The sequence below is a fragment of the Streptomyces sp. HD genome, from assembly GCF_028369295.1.
In the GTDB taxonomy this organism is placed as follows: domain Bacteria; phylum Actinomycetota; class Actinomycetes; order Streptomycetales; family Streptomycetaceae; genus Streptomyces.
This window is the reverse complement of record NZ_JAQMYP010000047.1, coordinates 65780-82233: the sequence shown is the minus strand read 5'-3', so window position 1 is coordinate 82233 and position 16454 is coordinate 65780. Positions and strand designations below refer to the sequence as shown.

The 16454-nt window shown below is 69.9% G+C and carries 15 protein-coding genes; 6 read left to right on the top strand and 9 right to left on the bottom strand.

The window, feature by feature from the left end:
• Positions 1-235 precede the first annotated feature (235 nt).
• Together POF73_RS35125 and POF73_RS35120 are read right to left on the bottom strand one after the other, a co-directional pair.
• Entirely contained in the window at positions 236-1126 is an 891-nt protein-coding gene (locus tag POF73_RS35125) for a helix-turn-helix domain-containing protein (RefSeq protein WP_272123167.1), read from the bottom strand.
• Positions 1123-1923 carry a peptidoglycan-binding protein gene (locus tag POF73_RS35120; protein WP_272123165.1) on the bottom strand — a complete coding sequence of 267 codons (801 nt, stop codon included), beginning with the start codon at positions 1921-1923 and terminating at the stop codon, positions 1123-1125. The genes POF73_RS35125 and POF73_RS35120 overlap by 4 nt, the downstream gene beginning before the upstream one ends.
• 333 nt (positions 1924-2256) lie before the next feature.
• Here POF73_RS35120 and POF73_RS35115 point away from each other — a divergent pair, with 333 nt between their 5' ends.
• From POF73_RS35115 to POF73_RS35100, 4 genes are all read left to right on the top strand, one after another.
• Positions 2257-2703, top strand: coding sequence for a peptidoglycan-binding domain-containing protein (locus tag POF73_RS35115; RefSeq protein ID WP_272123164.1), 447 nt, complete (start codon positions 2257-2259; stop codon positions 2701-2703).
• 155 nt (positions 2704-2858) lie between these two features.
• On the top strand, positions 2859-3947 hold the full coding sequence (locus POF73_RS35110; protein WP_272123163.1) for a peptidoglycan-binding domain-containing protein: 1089 nt from the start codon (positions 2859-2861) through the stop codon (positions 3945-3947).
• 86 nt (positions 3948-4033) lie between these two features.
• Positions 4034-4282 carry a nucleic acid-binding protein gene (locus POF73_RS35105; protein ID WP_272123162.1) on the top strand — a complete coding sequence of 83 codons (249 nt, stop codon included), beginning with the start codon at positions 4034-4036 and terminating at the stop codon, positions 4280-4282.
• 87 nt (positions 4283-4369) lie between these two features.
• The gene (locus POF73_RS35100; protein ID WP_272123161.1) at positions 4370-4762 is read left to right on the top strand and encodes a hypothetical protein; all 393 of its coding nucleotides are present in this window, start codon (positions 4370-4372) and stop codon (positions 4760-4762) included.
• A gap of 197 nt (positions 4763-4959) precedes the next feature.
• Here POF73_RS35100 and POF73_RS35095 read toward each other — a convergent pair whose 3' ends face one another.
• Positions 4960-6288 (bottom strand): class I SAM-dependent RNA methyltransferase, encoded by a 1329-nt coding sequence (locus tag POF73_RS35095; RefSeq protein WP_272123160.1) that lies wholly within the window; start codon positions 6286-6288, stop codon positions 4960-4962.
• A 98-nt stretch (positions 6289-6386) separates the two neighbouring features.
• Positions 6387-8435: an APC family permease gene (locus POF73_RS35090; protein WP_272123159.1), complete on the bottom strand. Its 2049-nt coding sequence runs from the start codon at positions 8433-8435 to the stop codon at positions 6387-6389.
• Between the two features lie 505 nt (positions 8436-8940).
• Here POF73_RS35090 and POF73_RS35085 point away from each other — a divergent pair.
• Positions 8941-9612, top strand: coding sequence for a potassium channel family protein (locus POF73_RS35085; RefSeq protein ID WP_272123158.1), 672 nt, complete (start codon positions 8941-8943; stop codon positions 9610-9612).
• On the top strand, positions 9612-10289 hold the full coding sequence (locus tag POF73_RS35080; RefSeq protein ID WP_272123157.1) for a potassium channel family protein: 678 nt from the start codon (positions 9612-9614) through the stop codon (positions 10287-10289). The genes POF73_RS35085 and POF73_RS35080 overlap by 1 nt, the downstream gene beginning before the upstream one ends.
• 155 nt (positions 10290-10444) lie before the next feature.
• On the opposite strand, the gene POF73_RS35075 is transcribed toward POF73_RS35080, so the two are convergent.
• The 5 genes from POF73_RS35075 to POF73_RS35055 form a co-directional block, all read right to left on the bottom strand.
• Entirely contained in the window at positions 10445-11170 is a 726-nt protein-coding gene (locus tag POF73_RS35075) for a DUF3159 domain-containing protein (RefSeq protein ID WP_272123156.1), read from the bottom strand.
• A gap of 3 nt (positions 11171-11173) precedes the next feature.
• Positions 11174-11572, bottom strand: a complete 399-nt coding sequence (locus POF73_RS35070; RefSeq protein ID WP_272123155.1) for an OB-fold nucleic acid binding domain-containing protein — start codon at positions 11570-11572, stop codon at positions 11174-11176.
• 77 nt (positions 11573-11649) lie between these two features.
• On the bottom strand, positions 11650-12333 hold the full coding sequence (locus tag POF73_RS35065; RefSeq protein WP_272123154.1) for a response regulator: 684 nt from the start codon (positions 12331-12333) through the stop codon (positions 11650-11652).
• On the bottom strand, positions 12330-14987 hold the full coding sequence (locus POF73_RS35060) for a sensor histidine kinase (protein WP_272123153.1): 2658 nt from the start codon (positions 14985-14987) through the stop codon (positions 12330-12332). Before POF73_RS35060 ends, POF73_RS35065 begins: the two co-directional genes overlap by 4 nt.
• Positions 14988-15120: 133 nt before the next feature.
• Complete coding sequence (locus POF73_RS35055) at positions 15121-16287, bottom strand: alginate lyase family protein (RefSeq protein WP_272123152.1); 1167 nt, start codon at positions 16285-16287, stop codon at positions 15121-15123.
• Positions 16288-16454 lie beyond the last annotated feature (167 nt).

Genomic DNA, 16454 nt, shown 5'->3' with positions numbered 1-16454 from the left:
GGGGGGGGGGGGGGGGGGGGGGGGGGGGGGGGGGCGCCCCCCCCCCCCCCCACGCAAGCACCCCGTCACCCTCGCCATGGCCGGCGTCTCCCACTGGGCCAGAGGAACGGCAAGCACTGGCTTGGCCTCTTGCGGGGGTTCGAGGCTGGCTTCGACCACCACCGACGGCACCCCACCCGCCTACCTCCCACTGAGAATTCCCGACTTCGGCATGGACACGCCCGAGGGCCGGACGCTACTCACGAGGGCCTGACGCTACTGGTGGTGAGGGCGGCCGGGTCGTGGTGGCGGCCCCGCCCACGCGGGCCTCGAAGCACTCCCGTTCGCCGTCGGCCGACGCGGGCCGGAAGCAGGCCCGGACGGTGCTGCCGGGACGGACTTCGGTCATCTCGGTATAGATGAAGGTCGCCGCGTCGTCCTTGTTCCTGATGCGCACGCCGTGGGTCGGGCCGCCTGCCGTGACGTCCACCCGGTCGCCGATCTCGGTCCACCAGATCCGGGCCCAGCTCGCGCCGCACTTCTTGTTGTAGCGCAGCTCGACATGGGCGCCGGTGGCAGTGCGGTGCGAGGCGAGGGTCTCGGGGCCGATGCCGCAGATCAGGCGCATCGGGTCCCGGCCCTCGCAGGCGGCTCCGTGGCATTGGGGAGCGAGGGAGAACGGGACGGAGGCCGGCAGCGGTTCGTCCTCCTGAGCCTCCGAGTCCGGCAGCAGGAGGAACAGCAGGGCCGCAGTACCACCGACGATCACGGTGTACGCCGATGCCAGCACCACCAGGAGCCTGCCCCTGCGCAGGTGCCGCCGCTCGGTTCCGGCGGGCGGCGGCGCCTCCTGAGGATGTGGCCGCGGCGACTCGTCCGCGGGAGGGGCGGGCGCGGGGGCCACCGCGCGTCCGCTCCAGTGCGACTCGGCGATCTCCCACAGGGCCAGCAGCCGCCCGTCCGGTTCGTTCGCGAGCCGGCACAGTTCCTGTACGGCCTGGCGAGGAGGCAGGCTCTTGCCGTTGAGGTAGCGCTCCCACGAGGACTTGCTGTACGCCGTCCGCTCCGCCAGCGCCGCCAGACTCAGCCCCGCACCGGCCCGCAGCTCCCGCAGCGCCGCGTACAGCCGGGTGTGTTCCGCGGTCACTTCGGATCCGCCTCCCGCAGGGCCTGCCAGGTGGGCGGGTCGATGACTCCGTTCACGATCAGCCCGTTCCGCTTCTGCATGCGCTCGACCGCCCGCCGCGTCTTCGGGCCGAAGACGCCGTCGATCTCCCCCGGCGCGGTGCCCGCCCGGCCCAGCAGGCACTGCGCCTCGGCCACTTCGAGCCCCACTTGGGTGTTGGACAGGAGGATGTCCGTGGTCGGGCTCAGGCCCGCGGACCAGCGGCCGTCACGCTGCTCAAGCCGGCAGGTGTAGATGACCGGCACGAAGGACGCCGACACGGTGGCCGGGGCCGTCGTGACAGCGTCGCCGCGGTCGTGCGCGAGCTGGGCACGGGCCTCGGTGAGCCGCACGGCCAGCAGGAGCGCCGCGGAGACGGACAGCGCCGTGACCACGGCTCCCGCCGTGACCGCGGCGCGCAGGTGACGCCCGGCCGGCTGCTGCTCCGTCGTCGGGGGGTGTGCCGGTGTCGTGGAGAGGTTCTCGGTGGCGTCGGTGGTGACCACCCGTCCCTCCGCCCAGCGTTGGGCGGCGATCTCGTGCATCACCAGCAGCCGGGACGGATCGTCACCGCCGACGCGGGCCATCGCCTCGACGGCCTCCCGGGGCGGCAGAGACCTGCCGTTCAGATATCGCTGCCACGACTTCGCGCTGTACCCGGTCTTCGCGGCCAGTTGACGGGTGCTCAGTTCGCTGTGGTCCTTCAGTTTGCGCAATCGCACGATCAACTGGTGAACGTGTGGATGCAGTTCAGCAGGCAGCTCTTTCCAACGCGACATGTTCCCCCCGCTCGCGCCAGGGCCGCTGGTCTGGCCCCCCCGTGTCCCGGCCTCATTCTGCATCAGCTGTCACGGGGATCACAGAGCGGGCACGCAACCCTGTACGGCCCAGCCCTGGCGCGGAATCAGCCATTCCCTCTTGTTGTAGTCCCGCCGCAGTCCCGCCGCAGGGACTCGCGGGCGACATCCCCGCAGGTCAGTGCACGGGACGTCCCGGGATGAGGTCACTTCCGCGTCAGCTGTGGCTGAACACCACGCCGAACCCGCAGTCTCGTTGCGGAGCCGGCCGGTGCGGTCGGCTCCGACCAACGCACGTCAACGGAGGGGAACAGCATGCGAACTCTCACCAAGGCACTCGTCAGTGTCACCACCGCCGTCGGGATCGCCGCCGGCGGCCTGGCCACCGCGGGCACGGCCATGGCGGCTCCCGCGCCGGCCCAGCAGCAGGCGGCGAGCGCCAAGGCCGTCACGCCGCTCGCGGTGCAGAACCTGGGGCTGACCCGGGAGGAGGCCCGGAACGTCCAGCGCTGGCTGGCGACGCACTGGGACTACAACGACGCGATCGACGGGTACCTCGGCACCAACAGCTGGAAGGCGTTCCAGCGCTGCCTGGCGAAGTACTGGGGCTACGACGACGCGATCGACGGAATCGTCGGCCCCAACACGATCAAGGCGCTGCAGCGCCTGCTGAAGGCCAACGGCGACTACAACGGCGCGATCGACGGCAGCGCCGGCGACGGGACCAGGTCGGCGTTCAAGACGTGGGCCAACAGGCTCTGACGGACCAGCCCTCCCACGAACCCGCCGCGGCCCGTCCCCTCATGCAGGAAGGGACGGGCCTCGTGTGTCCCTCCGGTCCGCCCGGTGATCCGGACGAAACCGCCTGGCCGGCCCGCTCGGCTCGGCGTGCCACAACAAAAGGAATACGGGGAATCATGTCTCTTCGCAGCCGACTCACGCGCCGCGCGCGGGTCACTCTCATAGGTGTCGCCGCCGGAGGTGTCGCGGCCGCAATCGCCGTCACACCGTCGCTCGCCGACAGCGACTCCTCGGAGCTGGCGACGGTCGCCACCCAGAAGGAGACCGACTACGGGCCCGAGCCCGAGGCCGACAGCAAGCTCGTCACCCAGGTCAGCGAGCTGTCGACCATGGCTACGGCCACGCTCTCGGGCGACACGATGATCAACCGGGCCCGTACCTGGCTCACGGCCAACAGTGGAGGCCCGGTCCCCTACAGCATGGAGCGCACTTGGAAGGACGGCTACCGCCAGGACTGCTCCGGCTATGTCTCCATGGCGCTCGGGCTGGGGCAGCCCGGCCTGAACACCGTTGGGCTGGCCGACTCGCGCGTCACCACGCGGCTCAGCAGCGTGAGTCAGCTCAAGAAGGGTGACCTGCTGATCGACTACAGCACCACTGACGGCGATTTCCGTCACGTGGTGATCTTCGAGAAGTGGGCCGACACGTCGCACAGCGCCTACTGGGCGTACGAGCAGCGCGGTACGTACGGCACGACCCACCGCCAGCTCGCGTACGGGATCGGCAGTGACAACTACGACCCCTTCCGCCCGCTCAAGCTGGGTGACGGCGGTGGCGGCGGGCAGCTCCCGTCCCCGGGTGTCTCCTGGCCGATCCTCCAGAGCGGTTCCAAGGGTGCGGACGTGCGGTCCGCCCAGCAGCTGCTGACCGCGCGGGGCTACACGGTCGAGGCCGACGGCATCTTCGGCCCGAAGACCCGCTCCGCGGTGATCCAGTTCCAGGAGTCCCGGTCCCTGGCCGCTGACGGCGTCATCGGCCCGAACACCTGGTCCAAGCTGATCGAGACGGTGCAGTACGGCTCGTCCGGCCAGGCGGTGAAGGCAGCGCAGACGCAGCTGAACGTCTACGGCTACGGCCTCGCGGTCGACGGCGCGTTCGGCTCGAACACGAAGTCGGCGGCGGTCGCCTTCCAGGAGAACCACCACTTGCAGGTCGACGGCGTCATCGGCCCGGAGACCTGGCGCACCCTGCTCGGCACCCGCTGACACGAGCGGTCCCGGCGGCCGACCGACGGCTCCTTCCCACTGCGCCCACAGCAGGAAGGAGCCGTCGCTGTACATCCGTGGAGCCGATGGAAGCGTGGCAGTGTCCCGAGGGCTACTGGCTGGACACGGCACGCTCGTTCGCCGACTCGCCCATCTGGTCGGAGCAGGAGCAGAAGGAGGTCGCGGTACTGCGGAAGTGCGAACGCGAACTCGTCGGCGCGATCGTCACGCACGCGTTCTGGAGCGAGGTCGATGGACCCGAGCGGCCCGATGCCCGCTCCAAGCTCAAGCACGCCCTCGGCAGCGAGGACGGTGAGGGCCAGGAGGCGGCCTAGCCGTGGCGGACACGCCGCCCGAGCCGCCGAATGGGCCGACACTCCCGGCCACCCCTGGAAGACCAACTCACCGAGATCGCGCAGGAAGTGACCCTCCGCGGAGAAGCGGCCGAACGCAAGCGACTGGCAGACCTGGAAGCGGCCCGACAGCAGCGACTGCGCTGGGAGGCCGCGATGCAGCAGGCTCGCGTCGACTACGCCGAGGCATACCGCGTGAAGCATCTCGAAACCCAGGCGGAAGCATGGCACCACGCGACCCGGCTGGCCGAATACGTCGCCGCCCGAGCCCAAGTAGAAGCTCTGCCGCCCGGCCAGGAGAAGAGCACAGCCGAGGCATGGCTCGAGTTCGCCGACGCACATCTCGGGCGCCTGAACCCTCTCAGCACGACTCCCCAGCTACCCGATGTCCCAGAACCCCGTCCTGACGACCTGCGGCCCTTCCTCCACCACTGGAGCCCGCACGGCCCCAACTCCTACTGACTCGGCAAGGTTTCGGTAGAGCCCCCAGCCGGATCCCAGCCCTCGCGGGCTACCGACCTGCAGTCCAAGACACCTGACTCCACGTCAGAACGTGCGTCAAGCGTGCGTCAAACCTGCGCCGCATGCGTCAGGCGTGCGTCAAGATATCGCCTGTAACGCCCACAGCGCACATAACGCACACCGGCCGAACCTGCAGGTCAGGCGCCCTTTGCGGCAGGCTCAAGGATCGCGACACACTCAACGTGATGCGTCATCGGAAACAGATCAAACGCCCGAAGCATCCGCACCCGATAACCCCCCTCCCGGAAATACCCCAAATCCCGAGCCAACGCCGCCGGATCGCAAGCCACGTACGCGATCCTCCGTGCCCCCAGCGACGCAAGGTGCGCCACGGTGTTCCGGCCCGCCCCGGCCCGTGGCGGGTCCAGGACGATGAGGTCGACCTCGGTGATCCCCGTGCGCGGCAGGACCGACTCGACCTTGCCCTGCTCGATACGGACCCGGTCGAAGTCGGCCAGGTTGTGCCGGGCGTCCTCCACCGCGCGCTTGCCGGACTCGATGCCGAGGACCGCGCCCTTGTCGCCGAGGCGGTCGGCGAGGGCGCCGGCGAAGAGGCCCACGCCGCAGTACAGGTCGAGCGCCATCTCGCCCTTGCGCGGCAACAGGCCCTGCATGACCGCCGTCACCAAGGTGTCCGCGGCCTTCGGGTGGACCTGCCAGAAACCGCCGCTGCCGACACGGTAGGTGCGGCCGTCCGCGCGTTCGCGGACGAAGGGGCGGCCGTGGACACGGTGCGTACCGCCGTCCTTCTCGCCGACCCGCATCACCGACACCGGGCGGTCCAGCTCGACGATCGGAAGCCTCGCCCCCGGTCGGGGCGTCAGGATCACCTGGCGGTCCTGCGAACCCGTCGCCGCGATCGCCTCCACCGACGCCATGCCGGTCCAGTCCCGCTTCTCGATGCCCAGCTCGCTGACACCCTCCGCGGCGATCATGCAGTGGTCGACCGGCTCCACCTCGTGCGAACGGTGCCGGCGCAGACCCGCACGCCCCTCGGCGTCGACCGCGTACTGCACCCGCGTCCGCCACTGCGGCACCTGACCCGCGGGCAGCTTGTCACCCTCGGCCGGCATCACCGTGCCGTCCCAACCGACGTCCTCCGGCGTCAGCCCCGCGAGCCGCTGCAGCTGCTCGGCGACGACCTCGCCCTTCATCCGGCGCTGCGCCCCCGGCTTGGCGTGCTGCCAGTCGCAGCCGCCGCAGCGGCCGGGGCCGGCGAAGGGGCAGGGCGCCTCGATGCGGTCCTTGGCGGCCGACAGGATCTCGACCGCGTCCGCGCGCAGGAAGCGGTCACCTTCCTCGCCCTCGGTCACCCGGGCCACCACCCGCTCGCCGGGCAGCGTGTGCCGGACGAACAGGACCTGGCCGGCGTCGGTGCGGGCGATGCAGTGCCCGCCGTGGGCGACGGGGCCGATCTCGACCTCGTACTCCTCCCCCACCAGCGACTTCTTCGGTTCTGCCTGCATGGTGGGGTGACTCCAGATCGAGAAGGGGTACGGCCCTCGACCGACTGACTGCGGGGGGCCTGACAACAGCCCACCAGTCTACGTGCTCATGGCGCCCGTCAGCGCTGAGCCTCACTCTCCTTGGCCCGCTCCTGAGCCGGCCCCCGCCGCACCGCGCCCGGCGCGTTCCACTCCTGCCGCTTACGGGCCCGGACCTTCGCCGCCTCGGAGGACTGGAGCTGGTACGGCACCGAGGTCACCATGATGCCCGGCGTGAACAGCAGCCGGCCCTTCAGGCGCAGCGCGCTCTGGTTGTGCAGCAGATGCTCGTACCAGTGGCCGACCACGTACTCGGGGATGATCACCGACACGGCGTCGCGCGGCGACTCCTTGCGCAGGCTCTTCACGTACTCGATGATCGGCCGCGTGATCTCGCGGTACGGCGAGTCGAGCACCTTCAGCGGGACGTCGATCCCGCGCCGCTCCCACTCCTCGCGCAGCGCCTTGGTCTCCGCCGGGTCGACGTTGACGCTGAGCGCCTCCAGGGTGTCCGAGCGCAGCAGCTTGGCGTAGGCCAGGGCGCGCAGCGCGGGGCGGTGGATCTTGGAGATCAGGACGACGGAGTGCACCCGGGACGGCCGTACGCTGTCGTCGCTCGGGCCCTCGGGGGCGGCGAGTTCCTCGGAGACATGGTCGTAGTGACGGCGGATGGCCGTCATCGTCACGTAGAAGATCACCATGCCGAGCAGGGCGACCCAGGCGCCGTGCGTGAACTTGGTGACGAGGACGACGACCAGGACCAGCCCGGTGAAGAAGGCGCCGAAGGTGTTGATCGCGCGGGAGCGGATCATGTGGCGGCGCCGGGCCTGATCCGTCTCCGACGCCAGGAGGCGGTTCCAGTGGCGGACCATGCCGGTCTGGCTGAGCGTGAAGGACACGAACACGCCGACGATGTACAGCTGGATCAGCCGGGTGGAGTCGGCGCCGTAGATCCACACCAGGAGGATGGCCGCGCCCGCCAGCAGCACGATGCCGTTGGAGAAGGCGAGCCGGTCGCCGCGGGTGTGCAGCTGGCGCGGCAGATAGCGGTCCTGGGCGAGGATCGAGCCGAGCACCGGGAAGCCGTTGTAGGCGGTGTTGGCCGCGAGGAACAGCACCAGCGCTGTGGCCGCGGCGAGCACGATGAAGAAGAAACTTCCCTTGCCGAAGACCGCTTCCGCCACCTGGGTGATGACCGGGTTCTGGACGTAGTCCGCGCCGACCGCGACACCGTTCTGCAGCAGGTCGACGGCCGGGTTCTCGGCCATGCGGACGTTGGTCGCCATGGCGAGCCCGATGATGCCGCAGAACATCGTGACGGCCAGCAGGCCCATCGCCGCGAGCGTGGTCGCGGCGTTCTTCGACTTGGGCTTGCGGAAGGCCGGGACGCCGTTGGAGATCGCCTCGACGCCGGTGAGCGCGGCACAGCCGGAGGAGAAGGCACGCAGGAGGAGGAAGACGAGCGCGAACCCGGCGAGCCCTTGGTGTTCGGGCTTGATCTCGTACGACGCCGTGGGCGCCCGCATCGTGTCGTCCAGGACGAGCCCGCGGAACGCGCCCCACGCGATCATGATGAAGACGCCCGCGACGAACACGTACGTCGGGATCGCGAAGAGGCTGCCGGATTCCTTGACGCCGCGGAGGTTCATCAGCGTCAGCAGCACGATCACACCGACCGCGCACTCCACCTTGTGCTCGACGACGAACGGGATCGCGGAGCCGAGGTTCTCGATGCCGGAGGCGATGGAGACGGCGACGGTCAGGACGTAGTCGACGAGCAGGGCGCTGGCGACGGTGAGGCCCGCCTTGGGGCCGAGGTTGGTGGTGGCCACCTCGTAGTCGCCGCCGCCGCTGGGGTAGGCGTGCACGTTCTGCCGGTAGGAGGCGACCACCGTGAACATCAGCACGACGACCGCGACCGCGATCCAGGGGCTGAAGTGGTAGGCCGACACGCCCGCGATGGAGAGAACCAGCAGCACTTCTCCGGGCGCGTACGCCACGGAGGAGAGCGGGTCGGAGGCAAAGACGGGCAGCGCGATGCGCTTCGGCAGGAGCGTTTCCGCCAGCCGATCACTGCGCAGTGCGCGCCCGATAAGAATCCGCTTGGGCACGTCGGTCAGTTTGGACACAACAGAGAATCGTAGGCCCCCGGCCTGGAACGGAGCACATCCGGGTGAAATCGCGAGCGGCGCCGGGGTGAATTCCGTGCCGTGCTCGCGCCGGGCGGCGGGCCGGACGGCGTCCGCGTGCCTCCATGACCTGCGTCGGTACGCTCATCACATCCGGGAGACCTCATGTCGCAGACGACCGCTCAGCTCGTCGGGGCCCTCGTCTCGCTCGCCGGACTCGGCGCCCTGGCACTGGCCAGCCTGCGCAGCTTCACCCGCCGTTGAGGGTGGCGAGCGGGAGGACCCGACTCCCCGGTCGGTGTGTCGGAGCCGAAGGTTACGGTGGACCGAGGCACACGCGAGTCCACGATCCGTACCGCGCGGGATCATCCCCGGCATTCCCCGGCATGATGTTGCCCAGCGGTCCGCGACCGGCCCGCGCCTGTTGCCCGGCGAACCGAGAGAAGGATATGAGCACCACGTTCACGCAAGTCAGACGCCTCACGAGGAGTGCGGGGTAAGCGCCGTGCACATCGTCATCATGGGTTGCGGAAGGGTGGGCTCCGCTCTTGCCCAGACCCTGGAGCAACAAGGGCATACGGTCGCGGTGATCGACCAGGACCCCACCGCCTTCCGCCGGCTGGGCCCCGGGTTCGGCGGCCGCCGGGTCACCGGCATCGGCTTCGACCAGGACACCCTGCGCGAGGCCGGCATCGAGGAGGCGGGCGCCTTCGCCGCCGTCTCCAGCGGCGACAACTCGAACATCATCTCCGCGCGCGTGGCCCGCGAGATGTTCGGCGTGGAGAACGTCGCGGCGCGGATCTACGACCCCCGCCGCGCCGAGGTCTACCAGCGCCTCGGCATCCCCACCGTGGCCACGGTCCGCTGGACGGCGGACCAGATGCTGCGCCGGCTGCTGCCCTCGGGCGCCGAGCCGCTGTGGCGGGACCCGACCGGCGGCGTCCAGCTCGCCGAGGTGCACGCGTCCGCCGACTGGGTGGGCCACAAGATCAGCAGGCTGCAGGAGGAGACCGGCGTCCGGGTCGCGTTCCTCACCCGCCTCGGCGAGGCGATCCTGCCCACGTCGCAGACGGTGCTGCAGGAGGGCGACCTGGTGCACGTGATGATGCGCACCGACGAGGTCGACAAGGTCGAGGCGTCCTTCGCCAAGGGTCCCGAAGAGGAGGGCGGTCACTGATGAGGGTCGCCATTGCCGGTGCCGGTGCGGTGGGCCGCTCCATCGCGGGCGAACTGCTGGAGAACGGCCACGAGGTCCTGCTCGTCGACAAGGCGCCGACCGCCATCTCGGTCGAGCGGGTCCCGCAGGCGGAGTGGCTGCTGGCCGACGCCTGCGAGATCACGTCCCTGGACGAGGCGGCGCTGCAGCGCTGCAACGTGGTGATCGCGGCCACGGGTGACGACAAGGTCAACCTGGTGGTCTCGCTCCTGGCGAAGACGGAGTACGGCGTTCCGCGCGTCGTCGCCCGAGTGAACAACCCCAAGAACGAGTGGCTGTTCAACGAGTCCTGGGGCGTGGACGTCGCGGTGTCGACCCCCCGTCTGATGTCGGCCCTGGTCGAGGAAGCGGTCTCGGTCGGCGACCTGGTCCGCCTCCTCCGCTTCAGCCACGGCGACGCCAACCTCGTCGAACTGACCCTCCCGGAGGAGTCGGCCCTGGCCGGCACCCAGGTCGGCGACGTGGAATGGCCGCAGGACACGTCCCTGGTGACGATCATCCGCGGCACCCGCGTCCTCACCCCGTCCCGGGAGGACTCCCTGGAGGCGGGCGACGAACTGCTGTTCGTGGCCGCACAGGCCAGGGAGGAGCAGCTGGAGGATCTGCTGTCGGTGCGCCGCGAGGACGCGGCGGGCTAGCCGCTTCGCGCGATACGACGAGAAAGGGCGCCCCGAAATTTCGGGGCGCCCTTTCTTACCAGCCTGTCCGGCGTTTGAGGACGAGGCCCGTTCAGGGCCGAAGCTGGGGTCTGGGGGCGGCAGCCCCCAGTGACGGTCACACCAACGCCGGGTACTTACTCGGTCGAGCCGGCGGCAGCCTCCCGCTCCGCCTTCTCCGCCGCCTCCATCTCCGCGAACACGTCGATCGGCGCCGGCGCCTTCGCCAGGAAGACCCACGTGAGCCACACGGCCAGCAGGAACGGCGGAATCTTCAGCGCGACGAGCACCCAGCCCAACTGCGTGGTGTCCGCCCACCAGTACAGCGGAAAGAGAATCGCGCACTTGGCGAGCAGGATCAGCCCCCACGCCCAACTGGCCTTCGCGTAGGCCTTCTTGCGCCCGGGATTCCGCTTGCGCCAGGAGAGGTTCTCCTTGAACACCGGCCCGAGGATCAGCCCGATCAGCGGCACTCCGCACAGCGTCGTGATGATGTACGCGAGCCCCAGCCCCAGCGTGTAGAGCATGCCCGGCAGATAGAAGTCCTTCGCGTTGCCGGTCATCATCGCGAACACGACACCGAAGGCGACACCGAAGACACCGCTGAACGCGTGCTTGACGGTGTCCCGCATCACCAGGCGCACCACCACGAGCACCAGGGAGACCACCAGCGCGGCGATCGCCGACAGGTGGAGATCCTTGTTGATCGTGTAGATGGTGACGAAGAGCAGCCCCGGCAGCACGGTCTCGATCATGCCGCGCATGCCACCGAACGCCTCGAACAGCGCGGCCTCGGTCACCGCCCGGGCATCGCGCTCGGCGTCTGCGGTGGTGTCTTCGGTCGGCTTGTCGAGCGACGTCACCGGCTACTCCCGTCCAAGGGGTCTCAGTTCGTATTTCGGGTTGAACAGCACCCGGCGGCCTCTGCTCATGGAGACCCGGCCCGATGCGATCAGCCGGCGCCCCGGCTCTATGCCGACGATGGAGCGTCTGCCGAGCCACACCACGTCCAGGGCGGCGGAGCCGTCGAACAGCTCGGCCTCCAGCGCCGGGACTCCCGCACGCGGCCGCAGGGTGACCGTGCGCAAGGTACCAGTAACCGTCACTATCTGTCGGTCATGGCAGTCACCGATCCTGGTGCATCCGGCCGTCTCGGCGTCCTCACGCAGCTCCTCGGACTCCAGGTCCTCCTGCGACGAGGAGAGCCGGTCGAGCATGCGCCGGAACCGGCCCACCGACTTTTCGGAACGAGGAACAGCACTCATGACTTGAAGCCTACCGGGGTGCACCGACACCGTCGTACCCGCGGTTCAGGCCCCCGAACCGACCCCGCCTGACCTGCTCATTTCTCGAACCGGTACCCCATCCCCGGCTCGGTGATGAAGTGCTTGGGATGCGACGGATCCGCCTCCAGCTTTCTGCGCAGCTGGGCCATGTACACCCGCAGATAATTCGTCTCCGTCCCGTACGACGGCCCCCACACCTCCTGCAACAGCTGCTTCTGGCTGACGAGGCGTCCCGTGTTGCGTACGAGGACCTCCAGCAGATGCCATTCGGTGGGGGTGAGCCGTACGTCCTTCCCGCCCCGGTTGACCTTCTTCGCGGCCAGGTCGACGGTGAACCCCTCGGTCTCCACCATCACGTCGTCCTCGCCGCCCCCGGTGGGTTCGGCCCGGCGGACGGCGGCCCGCAGCCGGGCCAGCAGCTCGTCCATGCCGAAGGGCTTGGTGACGTAGTCGTCGGCGCCCGCGTCCAGCGCCTCGACCTTCTCGTCGGAGGAGTGCCGGGCGGACAGCACCAGGATCGGCACCCGGGTCCAGCCGCGCAGCCCCCGGATCACCTCGACGCCGTCCATGTCGGGCAGACCGAGGTCGAGGACGACCACGTCGGGGTGGCGGGCGGCGGCGAGTTCGAGGGCGGTGGCCCCGTCGTGGGCCGCGTCGACCTCGTACTTGCGGGCCTTGAGGTTGATCACGAGGGCACGCACGATCTGCGGCTCGTCGTCGATCACCAGCACCCGGGTCATGTGGTCTGCCTTTCGGGTCGTACGGAGTGAGGGGCCTCGTCGGGGTGAAGAGGCCCGTCGGAGCGGCCGGGCTCCTCGGAGTGAGAGGGCTTTCCGGAACCGGGAGGTTCCCCGCCCCGAACGGCCGCTGCCTCTGCCCCAGCCGCTGCTGCCGCCGCCGCCGCCCGCAGGGTGAGCACCATGGTGAGTCCCCCGCCAGGTGTGTCCTCCGCGTTGAGGGTGCCGCCCATCGCCTCGGCGAAGCCACGCGCGACCGCGAGGCCGAGTCCGACCCCTGCCCCGCGGGGGGCGTCGCCGTAGCGCTGGAAGGGCGCGAAGATGCGCTCCTTGGCCTCGTCGGGGACGCCCGGCCCCCGGTCGACCACCCGGACCTCGACCCGGTCCGCGATGGCGCTCGCGGCGACGAGGACGGTGCTGTCGCCCTGGCTGTACTTGACGGCGTTCTCGACCAGGTTGGCCACCGACCGCTCCAGCAGCCCCGGATCCACGGCGACCATGGGCAGCGTCTCCGGAATGTCCAGCTCCACGCTGTCCTCCGGCACCCCGCCGAGCGCCATCGGCACCACCTCGTCGAGGTCGATGTCACGGATGAGCGGCGTGACCGTGCCGGTCTGCAGCCGGGACATGTCGAGAAGGTTCCCGACGAGGTGGTCGAGCCGGTCGGCGCCCTCCTCGATGCCCTCCAGGAGCTCCGCCTCGTCCTCCTCGGACCAGGCCACGTCGTCGGACCGCAGTGAGGAGACGGACGCCTTGATGCCGGCCAGAGGGGTACGGAGGTCGTGGCTGACGGCGGCCAGCAGCGCCGTACGGATCCGGTTGCCCTCGGCGAGCTCCTTCGCCTGGTCGGCCTCGCGCTGAAGGCGCTGGCGGTCCAGGACGACCGCGGACTGCGCGGCGAAGGCGGCCAGGACGCGGCGGTCCTCGGCGGGCAGCACCCGGCCGGTCAGTGCGAGCGCCATGTGGTCGCCGACCGGCACGTCCACGTCGGCGTCCTCCGGCCGCACCGGTGAGCGGCCCGTGCCGACGCTGCCCGCGCAGGTCCACGGGTCCATGTCGCCCGCCCGCTCCAACAGGGCCGCCGACTCCATGCCGAAGGTCTCCCGGACCCGCTCCAGGAGCTCCTCCAGGCCGGTCTCGCCGCGCAGCACGTTGCCGGCGAGGAAGGACAGGATCTCCGACTCGGCGCGCAGCCGGTTCGCCTGGTCGGTGCGGCGGGCGGCGAGGTCGACCACGGAGGCGACCGCCACCGCCACGAACACGAAGATCACGAGGGCGAGCAGGTTCTTCGGGTCGGCGATCGTGAACCGGTGCACCGGCTCCGTGAAGAACCAGTTGATCAGGATCGAGCCGACGGCCGCCGAGGCCAGTGCCGGAAAGAGCCCGCCGAGCAGGGCCGCCGCCACCGTCAGGGTCAGGAACAGCAGCATGTCGTTGGCGAGACCGAGGTCGGCGTCGACGTGGGTCAGCAGCAGGGTGAGCAGCGCGGGACCGCCGACGCCGACGAGCCAGCCCCCGAGGATCCGGGAGCGGCCGAGGCGTGCCCTGCGGGCCACGGGCAGTCCGCGCCCCTTGGCGGCCTCCTCGTGCGTGACGATGTGCACATCCAGGTCGGGGCCGGAGTCCCGGGCCACCGTGACGCCCACGCCGGGTCCGAGGACGTACTGCCAGCTCTTGCGGCGTGAGGAGCCGAGCACTATCTGGGTGGCGTTCGCCCCGCGCGCGAAGTCCAGCAGCGCCGCCGGGATGTCGTCGCCGACGACATGGTGGAAGGTGCCGCCGAGGTCCTCGACGAGGGTGCGCTGGACGGCGAGTTCCTTGGGGGATGCGGAGGTGAGCCCGTCGCTGCGGGCTATGTAGACGGCGAGCACCTCGCCGCCGGCGCCCTTCTCGGCGAGGCGGGCGGCCCGCCGGATCAGCGTCCGGCCTTCCGGACCGCCGGTCAGCCCGACCACGATCCGCTCCCGCGAACCCCAGATCTTCGACACCCGGTGATCACGGCGGTACTGCTTCAGATACTCGTCGACCCGGTCGGCCACCCACAGCAGCGCCAGTTCCCGCAGCGCGGTGAGGTTTCCGGGCCGGAAGTAGTTCGACAGGGCCGCGTCGACCTTGTCCGGCTGGTAGATGTTGCCGTGCGCCATCCGCCGGCGCAGCGCCTGGGGCGACATGTCGACAAGTTCGATCTGGTCGGCCCGGCGCACCACCTCGTCCGGCACGGTCTCCTGCTGCCGTACCCCGGTGATCGACTCGACGACGTCCCCCAGCGACTCCAGGTGCTGGATGTTGACGGTCGATATGACATCGATGCCGGCGGCGAGCAGTTCCTCGACGTCCTGCCAGCGCTTGGCGTTGCGGGAGCCGGGGATGTTGGTGTGGGCGAGCTCGTCGACGAGGGCCACCTGCGGACGTCTGGCCAGGACGGCGTCGACGTCCATCTCGGTGAAGGCGCCGCCCCGATACTCCAGGGCCCTGCGCCGAACCTGCTCCAGCCCGTGCAGCATCACCTCGGTGCGCCGCCGGTCGTGGTGCTCCACGAAGGCGACCACGCAGTCGGTGCCGCGCTCGGCACGGCGGTGGGCCTCGGACAGCATCGCGTACGTCTTGCCGACGCCCGGTGCCGCACCGAGGTAGATCCGAAGCTTGCCGCGTCCCATGGTCCCCATTGTGTTCTTGCCGGTGCCGCCTACGCAGCGTCGACCTTACGGCCAATAATCGCGACAAAAGGGGCCCGGTGCGGCGGCGGGAGCGTCTTTGACGCAACTCTGACGCTGCCGCCGCCATTAAGTCTCAGCTGGGGTTGTCGCCGTGAGTGAGGGTCTCCCACGCGACGAAGAGGTTGTTGCTGCCGGACGGCCGGTTGCGCTGATTGAGGGTCTCGGTGTTGGCCATGACATGGCCGAGCCGGTTGGCCAGGGCGTTGTGCCCGACCTCGGTGACCGGGCCGAGCCCGAGCTTCAGCGAGCCGCCGCACAGCCAGCCGGGCGCGGCCGTCCCGAGCTCGTACTTGGCCTGGAACCCGAGCGCGTGCCGCAGCCGCTCTCCGACGTCCGTGCCGTACAGGTCCTGCCCCTGGATCCGGCTGGTCTCCGCGACGTGGGAGATCGCGGAGATGCCGTACCCGGTGTGGGTGAGGTCGCGGCAGGTCTCCTGGGTGAGGCCGGTGACGAAAGTGCCCTGCCCCTGCCAGTACTTGACGATCTTGTCCCGGGTGTCGAGGTGCTGGCTCGGCACGGTCCTGGGCAGGTCGCCGTCGGAGGACAGGTAGACATAGGCGGCGGTGCGGGTGCGGAACTTCGCCATGGCCTTGTCGTACGACGCCTTGTCCTCCAGGAAGACGGAGATGCCGACGGCGGCCTCCATCATCGACAGCTCCCAGTTGCCGTTGGAGTTCGAGCCGTTGATGATCTCGGGCAGATAGACGTTGCGGAGCATGGTGGCGAAGCGGCCGGAGTTCGCCCAGTTCCCGGTGTACGTGTACTTGATGATCTCGGCGGCCCGAGGCCAGGAGGAGCCGGCCCAGCCGGTCTGCAGGGGCGCGTTGCTGTTGGTGTGGTCCTTGATCACCGCGGACCAGGCGTCCATCAGCTCGATGGCCTTCCTGGCGTGCCGCTCGTCGCGGGTGATGTACCAGGCGAGGGCCTGGGTGTAGGCGGCGATCGCGTCCTCGCGCTCGTCGGTGCAGCCGTGGTTGGGGTTCGAGTACGAGCCGCACTCGACGACCGCGCGAGGCTTGGGGGTGCGGTTCAGATCGGCGTACTTGCTCGCCGTCATCCGGTCGAAGGCGCCCTTCCAGGGCTGGGCGCCGGCGATGACCTTGGAGCGGGTGAAGTCCAACTGGCCCTTGGAGACGGCGACTCCGGGATGGACGAAGGTGGCGGGTGCGCCGTCGGCGGGCCGGGCGAGGACACCGGCGACGAGGGCGGCCGCGGCCGCGAGCAGAGCGGTTCTGCGCATGCGTGGGGGGCCTTCCGTTCTCGTATGTGAACGCGAAGCGCCTTTATGAACAGGCGCATTGGCCGGAGACGGTAGGTACAGACCAATGCGCCGTCAAGAGTTCACGCATGAGAAAGGGCCGTATCCCGTCGGGATACGGCCCTTGGAGCGCCCCAAAGGGGCGCGGG

Coding starts and splice junctions, on each gene's coding strand:
- POF73_RS35065 (WP_272123154.1), bottom strand. CDS start 12,333: ATGACCCGGGTGCTGGTGATCGACGACGAGCCGCAGATCGTGCGTGCC.
- POF73_RS35120 (WP_272123165.1), bottom strand. CDS start 1,923: ATGTCGCGTTGGAAAGAGCTGCCTGCTGAACTGCATCCACACGTTCAC.
- POF73_RS35055 (WP_272123152.1), bottom strand. CDS start 16,287: ATGCGCAGAACCGCTCTGCTCGCGGCCGCGGCCGCCCTCGTCGCCGGT.
- POF73_RS35105 (WP_272123162.1), top strand. CDS start 4,034: ATGGAAGCGTGGCAGTGTCCCGAGGGCTACTGGCTGGACACGGCACGC.
- POF73_RS35060 (WP_272123153.1), bottom strand. CDS start 14,987: ATGGGACGCGGCAAGCTTCGGATCTACCTCGGTGCGGCACCGGGCGTC.
- POF73_RS35080 (WP_272123157.1), top strand. CDS start 9,612: ATGAGGGTCGCCATTGCCGGTGCCGGTGCGGTGGGCCGCTCCATCGCG.
- POF73_RS35095 (WP_272123160.1), bottom strand. CDS start 6,288: ATGCAGGCAGAACCGAAGAAGTCGCTGGTGGGGGAGGAGTACGAGGTC.
- POF73_RS35070 (WP_272123155.1), bottom strand. CDS start 11,572: ATGAGTGCTGTTCCTCGTTCCGAAAAGTCGGTGGGCCGGTTCCGGCGC.
- POF73_RS35115 (WP_272123164.1), top strand. CDS start 2,257: ATGCGAACTCTCACCAAGGCACTCGTCAGTGTCACCACCGCCGTCGGG.
- POF73_RS35110 (WP_272123163.1), top strand. CDS start 2,859: ATGTCTCTTCGCAGCCGACTCACGCGCCGCGCGCGGGTCACTCTCATA.